Origin of the sequence: Pseudomonas sp. FH1 (genome assembly GCF_000510895.2) — a bacterium.
GTDB classification, from domain to species: Bacteria; Pseudomonadota; Gammaproteobacteria; order Pseudomonadales; family Pseudomonadaceae; genus Aquipseudomonas; species Aquipseudomonas azotoformans_A.
Window position 1 is genome coordinate 1 of the sequence record NZ_AOHM01000140.1, and the last position, 6528, is coordinate 6528.

Here is a 6528-nt window from a genome sequence, read left to right on the forward strand (position 1 = left end):
ACGGATCTGTGCGGGGGGCGGCAGGTAACTGCCGTCCCTACCGCGACCAACAATGTGCACGGACGAGGCGTACTTCAGATGGCAAAAATCAGGCGGGATGCTACTCGGCTGCGTCGTAGTCAAAGGCACATGCGAATAGGGCCTCTGTAGCCGCATAGTTCCCATAGCGACCTTGGGGACGTCCGCTCTCAGAAATCAGGTGTAGATGTTTGCGGGCACGGGAACCTACGACGTAGAGCAGTTTGTTAGCGGAATCCAAGCTTGCTGCCTCAGTGAAATGAGGCACCATCCCCTCAAGAAGGCCGAACGCGATGACCACATCGTACTCGGCACCTTTTACACCGTGGATCGTCGAAACGGTGATACCTGTCCGCTCGCGAAATACCTTCCTGAAGAAAGAGATGTCGTTGATGTACGGGGCTCCGTCCTTTTGGAGCCTGTCGATCCGAGATTGTGAGCTGCGAAAGAACGCATCGCGATGCTCCACCAATGCGGGGAAACTATTCAAGGCTACACCGAGTCGTTCAAGCAGTGCGGTGAAGGCTTGGTCAAGGTAGGCAATCCCATCCATCTCGGAGATTGAAATTGCGTTGCATTCCCTCAACAGGAGCCGCTGCGTCAGACGCGATGTATCAACGCCAAGATCAACCAAGTCGCTGATCACATCTCTTGCCCATCGCATGCGGCGAACAAGCATCTTCGGCGATGACTCAGTCAGGATGATTTTCGAAACTTTGAACCAGAAATTGTCTATATCGTTGCTAAAGGGGACTAAACCAGGGCCGTCAAACTGTTGATCCGGAAGCATCCGTACTAATTGACGCGTCGTCGATGCCAATAAAATCCACCATGGGGCTAGCACGCAGATCTCCTCAGGTGGATACCCTGCAGCGAGGCTTGCCTGGATCAGTCGTACTAGCTCGTCATGCAAATCGGGGAGTGTTACGTGCTGGTTGTACGAAACCTTGCTCGGAAACGACGCATTCGATCCTGCGCTCTCGATTGATGTCGGATAAACGTTGAAATTCAAGAAATGGGAAATGATCCTCTTGCTCGAACGGTAATTTCGGGTAAGTGCCATTTCTCTTATCGGGATGCCAGCTTTAGCACGAAAATCAGCCACCGGAATTGCGTAGCCACCGAGCGAGCCGTAGATAGCTTGGTTCGGATCGCCGACGATGAAGGTCTTCGTTCGCCCTGCTCCGGCACGCAAAATAGCAGTAAGAAGACCATACTGAATTTGCTTCGTGTCCTGATACTCGTCTACCAGAACATATGAGAAGACCGAAGCGAGAATCGATGCAATTTGCTTTTGATCGCGCATTAGTATCTGCGCATACCAAAGGATCAGCTCGAAATCGATCTGACGCGCGTCCGTGAGTTCGCGAAAATACTCGCCAAGAATTTTATGGAGTGTCTCATGCTTCCAAACATCTTTGCAGCCTAGGTGATAGCCCGTTTCGCTGAAGTAGTAATCGCAATCCCAGTGGGTGATCTTTGCGTAGGGCGCGCATAGCCGATCAAGCATGAGTTCGCGGTCGTGCTTGTCTAAAACTCGATAGCCGCGGGAAAGTTCTGGAAGGTAGATGCCATATGGCTTAATGATCCACTCGAGGCAAAATGAGTGAATGGTCCCGATCCACAGCTTTGACGTGTCAACGCCGAGATCTTCTATGCGCTCCTGGATTTCATCTGCAGCGCGGTGCGTATAAGTAATCGCCACGACAATCCGCTTGTCCATGCTCCGCGAAAGCTCATAAGCGATCTTATAGGTCAAAGTCCGAGTTTTTCCGCTACCAGGACATGCGATGAGGAATACGCTCGAAGGTTCTTCCACTGCGGCTGACTGCTCCGCGTTCAATTCACGGGGATCCCAGGCAAACATTAGGCAATGCCCGCCATGAACGAATTAATGGCATCGCCTGGTAACGCAAGGGCGACCGCAGCTTTTAGGAACATCAGATCGATTTCGCCGCGTTGGAAGCGCTCAACCTGCCCCCCGAGGAGTGCTAGTCGTGGTTGCCCTGAGGGATCGGCATGGATTTGGCGGGCAACTCGATAGTGTAGGATTCTGGTGAGCAGCAGAGGGGATATGTGCCCATGTGCGAAGTGAATGGCCTGCAGGATGTAGGGAGGGATCGCTACCTGATGGTCCAGTTCTTCGGCGAGCATGATTGCAAACCAGCCTTTCCCTTCATGCTCAGCCATCAACAGTGCACGAAAACCTACCAGATGAGGCTGACCTGATCGAAGGGCCTCCACCGCTTCATTGATAGTGTGCGGCGCTTTATAGATCTTACTCACTGCTCGAACAAACGCTTCCTCGTTGCCCGCTGACACGAGGTCAACTTCAAAGGTGTGTGGTGCATAGTAGACCGAGATCCAAGGGTTTCCAGCGACAAAGGCATCGAGGCCAACCTTGCGTTCGGCGCCAGCTTTTTGGGAACCTATCGCCTTGCGCTTCTTGCTTGCCAGAAATTCAAGGTCAGTTGGCTGCGGCGTCACATCAAAGAAGGTGGTATCAAGGTCAGTGACTATCGCACAGCGCTTGCGGATTCGGAGGTCGTGAAAAAGGACCGCGACGTTTTTGAACCCCGTGCTGCGTATGTTGATGACGCTAATACCCAACTCATCAACGCTCAGCCCTAGCAGCTTCTTCACCAAGACTGGGATCAGTATCTCCTCCGCATCGCCTTCAACGAGCAGCACGCTTTTAGCGAACAGCAAATTGCTACGAACGGCATCCAGATATCTCTGGATGCTTCTCACCTCTGATGGCTCGAGCCCCGTAGCGGGTTGATAAGCCTCGCAATATGAGCCTTGCCGTCCCAGAATGTTGACGTTACTCACATTGCTCACTTCGGAGATGTGGGCCGAATGCGTCGTGTAGATGATCTGGGCATCGCTGTAGGAAATACGGTCGAACAGAGTTTTCTGGATGTGGGTGTGGATGTGCGCTTCGGGCTCCTCTATTAGCAGAAAATTGGCAATGGCAAGCTTCTCGCGCTGATACTTGAACTCAAGGAGTTTCAGCGTCAGGTAGATAAGGTTCGCTCCGCCCAAGCTCAGCTCATGGATACCACCCTCATACCCGTCATCGGTCTCGCCGACGAAGAGGCGCAGCGACTGAAATAATTTTTCTGCTTCGTCTGGTAGGTCAGATTTGATCGAAAGCGAAGCAGGCGAATAGGTTTCTCCGGCCGCATCCTTGATGGTTTCCCGAATGTGGTTACGAACCGACTGCACGTCTTCGAGGCCTTCGATAGAGGCATTCAGGTTCCTGACCATCTCGGTTATGGGAAGCATCGACACTGGATCGATCTCGCCGCTCTTGCTTTTAAGAAGCGTAAACAACGGGTTCGTTCGGTTGTTGTGAAACTCGGCCACGACATCCCGAAGGGCCTGGATGAAGGTCAGTGACACTTCTTTCGTAACCGAGAGAAATCCGGGGACTTTAGCCCCTATCTCAGGAAATTCAGTCTCGGCACTGAAAATACACGTATCGAAATCGCCCACGATCGATTGGTAGACGGAGGGGTCACTGAAATCGGCACCGCTTCTTCCTGTGAACACAGTTTCGTAGTCGTCAATCGTGATGGCATTACGTATTCTCGTAAGCTCTTCATCATCAAAAACATCGAGAGCAGCCAGCTTGAGCCGGATCTCCTTTTTCGGACGGAAGATGAGGTTATAGGTGGCCTTCGCCAGCGGTCCGCCTTCGAGCGCAGCCGTGCCATGAAGGAATAGCGCCTGCACGGCTTCGTCAGCGCTGATCTCTTCGAACTCAACACTGATGATGATCCAGTGGCCTCGCCATTCGCCGAGCGATCGGCAGAAGTCCGATTCCTCCAGTCGATAGGCGGCACGCACCATGGTGTCATCCAGTAGTAGACGGATTGCGCGTAGGATATTGGACTTACCTGCGCCATTCTCGCCGATGATGGTGTTGACGCCCCGCTGAAACTTCAGCGTTGTATTGCTGAAGTTTCGGTAGTTGACCAAAGTCATTTTGGAAATGTGCATAATTCTCCAGAGCGCCAACACTCATAAACAGCCTTGTTCGTTTGTGAGCGATGGTAGCGTGAGGGGGAATGATTTTCCCACAGAAACCGCTTGCAGGCGCCAGCAGTAGGCGCAGCGATTGCGCTGCTTCGCAATAGCTTTATCACATGATTGCAAGTGTTGGGGCGCAGGCCAAAACGTGCTCCAGCTGACGTCATCGTATTCGTCAGGGTTGACGGACATGAAGATTTCCACCGACTCGCCTAGCCCTTGCAAGTGTTTTTCTATTTCCTAAAGAAATTTGCTCGTCCCACAGGAGAAGCTTAATTAGGGCCTCCTGGATAACATTGGGCGGCCATAAAGCCAGGACGCTGACTACTGCAACTCGCATCTTTATATACGCACTGATGTCATCTGCCGAACACTCAACGCTCTGTTCAGTTCCATGGTCATTCTGGCTAGACACCATATAGGTTCTTTGATTCGGTGATGGAACTTGCGAAAAGAAAACTGATGATGCTCGAAAAGCCAGACAGGCCAGGCTAATCTTGAGTTCCTCCAGATTGCGGATCAAGAATGTCGAGTAGCATATTGTCGTGCGATGCGCGTGTTGCCCTGTAGAACATGCACCGAGCTAGAAGGATCCTTTTCATGCTTCGGGCGGAGGCAAGGTGCCTGGGCTCCACAGAGATTGTCGCGGTACTGCCACTCCTGATATCGGTCACCTTTAGGTGGTAGCGCCCAATCAAGCCGTCCTCACGCATGGTGTGGCCTAGGCATTTGAAAGTGAGAGAGGTTTCTGACAAGTTGGTCTCCGATAGCCTAGGCATGGCTAGGGTAGTAGCGGGTACACAGGGCCTTAGTTGATCGAAAAATCTTCAGGGTTACAGCTGTTGTCTACCTGACATTTATTGGCCGGTACCCAAGGACCCTTTGGCTCTACTGCGTCAAGGCGATGTATTGTCAGAACGCCGGCGTAATAACTGCCGGGTACTCCCGGGAAGCCAGCTTTCTCACCGTCTTTGAAGTGGCCTTCATAAATTGGAACGATCTGGCCGTTTTGTGGAGCAAGGCTTACCGAAACACGCCCCGAGGGACTGCAATGAATGATCATTACGGCGTTCGTGCGATGAGCGTTTGCTGACTCGTCAAATACGCGAACGATGTCATGTCCACCAGACTTGCGACAGCTTCTTCCTGGGATGGACGCTGAGACGCCTTCAGCGCTGGTTTCACTGCCCAGGGTCGAAGGCATGTAGAAGTCCAAACTTAGTCCGATCAACGCGTGTTCTGGAAGGGGCGAGAGTCGATCCTCAAAGCTGTTTCGTACGCTGATCAACGCGGGCTCGAGGTTTTTCTTGATTATGTCGGTAGTGGCTTCAAGGCAGGCGCCACCAACTGAGGCGATTACGGCTATGAGGCTTTTCGAAAGACTTTTCTTGAGCACGGGCATTGCTCGCATCCTTGCGTATGTGTGAAAAAGCTCGGTGGGTCAGCCTTAGTACATATCACTCGTGGACGGGGCAATTCGTCGAGTCAACAGTGAGCTTGTTGGTCGCTGAGTTGAACTGAAAGGTACGCCCCTCAACGTAAAGGCCGTTCTTGATAGCATCAATTTCTTCTGCCTGACGCGGCTTCAAGGTGAGGGTCGTAACCTCCCCTTGGTAACCAATCTCTAGGCGAATGTTGTCCAGAAGTAGATTGAGTTCGTCGGCAGTCATGGTTTCGCTCATCGTAATAATTCCTTATGAAAAGGCTGGCGTACTGGGCTCTTAGCTACCTATGAATGGGCATGTTACGGAAGTATTCGCCGATAGCGCTGACAGATCCGGGCTTCAGACCTACATCATCAGTCCAAAAAGATGCCTTCAATGGGATGTCCACATCAAATAGGCAGACGAATTGTTCCTCATCCAAGTCGTAGATGACCTGCTCAACAGATGGAGCAAGCTCCGAGCCAGTCATCGTTTTCCACAACGTGCAACTGGTTCCTTGCTCAAAACGAAGGCCTGGGAACGGTGCGAAGGGAAGGGTGAGTTGATGGCTGTAATAGCCGAACACATCACCTTTCTGGATGGCTCTGACGGCAAGCAAAACCTTGTGCATTGACTCTCCTGTTGAAGTGCATCGTCGAAAAAAACTACGGTACCGAGCTTAACTGAATTGAAGAAAAATAGTCGATTGGCTGGCAGCCTCATTCGGATGTATATCTTATTGATACTGCATGCTTGCAGCAGCCGCTGGTCATGGGGCGTGAAGCCGCCACTTCCCAATCAACTAGCTTGATGCTTGAGGCTGTATTTGACGTTTGAGATTTTGCTTTTCCCGCCAAACCCTCCGATCCAGCGATCTTTGATCGCGCCGGTTGGAGGGTTCAGCCGTTTTTTTCGAGCCACTTCGTTCCACAATCTCATTTTGAATTTCAATAAGCATCAAGCCTTCGTTACCCATCAGTAATCACTTTTCGAGTGCCGCCACATTGCGGATTCCACGCCATCCGGACACTCAGCCCACCAACATCCGGAC

Annotated in this window: 5 protein-coding genes; all 5 read right to left on the bottom strand. The window is 51.9% G+C overall.

Features of this window, described 5'->3' with window-relative positions:
- Positions 1–100 precede the first annotated feature (100 nt).
- Complete coding sequence (locus H096_RS31165; protein WP_032902225.1) at positions 101–1885, bottom strand: ATP-dependent helicase; 1785 nt, start codon at positions 1883–1885, stop codon at positions 101–103.
- Complete coding sequence (locus H096_RS31170) at positions 1885–4023, bottom strand: AAA family ATPase (protein WP_032902226.1); 2139 nt, start codon at positions 4021–4023, stop codon at positions 1885–1887. The genes H096_RS31165 and H096_RS31170 overlap by 1 nt, the downstream gene beginning before the upstream one ends.
- Positions 4024–4861: 838 nt before the next feature.
- Complete coding sequence (locus H096_RS31175) at positions 4862–5455, bottom strand: hypothetical protein (RefSeq protein ID WP_198717101.1); 594 nt, start codon at positions 5453–5455, stop codon at positions 4862–4864.
- A gap of 55 nt (positions 5456–5510) precedes the next feature.
- Positions 5511–5735, bottom strand: a complete 225-nt coding sequence (locus H096_RS31180; RefSeq protein ID WP_032902227.1) for a hypothetical protein — start codon at positions 5733–5735, stop codon at positions 5511–5513.
- Positions 5736–5778: 43 nt separating this feature from the next.
- Positions 5779–6108, bottom strand: a complete 330-nt coding sequence (locus tag H096_RS31185) for a hypothetical protein (RefSeq protein ID WP_032902228.1) — start codon at positions 6106–6108, stop codon at positions 5779–5781.
- Between the last annotated feature and the right edge of the window lie 420 nt (positions 6109–6528).